The organism is Blastococcus sp. MG754426 (assembly GCF_021699055.1).
Taxonomy (GTDB): Bacteria; Actinomycetota; Actinomycetes; order Mycobacteriales; family Geodermatophilaceae; genus Blastococcus.
The window spans coordinates 1-262 of the sequence record NZ_SSXC01000206.1; the positions used below are offsets into that span (position 1 = coordinate 1).

Annotated in this window: 1 pseudogene; it reads right to left on the reverse strand. The window is 80.5% G+C overall.

Annotated elements, in window-relative coordinates:
* A pseudogene (locus E9549_RS22980) lies at positions 1 to 262 on the reverse strand (hypothetical protein); the annotation flags it as partial.

Below are 262 nucleotides of genomic sequence, written 5' to 3' on the forward strand. Positions count from 1 at the left end.
GGTGGGGGCGGCGCCGACGCCGAGCAGGTCGAGTGCGCGGAGGATCTCCCGGCACTGGGCGGCGGTGACGACCTCCCCGGCGACCTCGGCGGCCGGCTGACTGCCGCCCTGGCCGCCCTGGCCGCCCTGGCCGCCGTCGGGGTCGGGGTCGTGCAGGGCGGGCAGCGGGGCGTGGATGGTCAGCTGGGCGGTGACCGGCGGCCGGGACCTGTCCCAGGGGCGCAGGATCAGGTCGGCGGCGACGGCGGCCCGGAGGACGCCG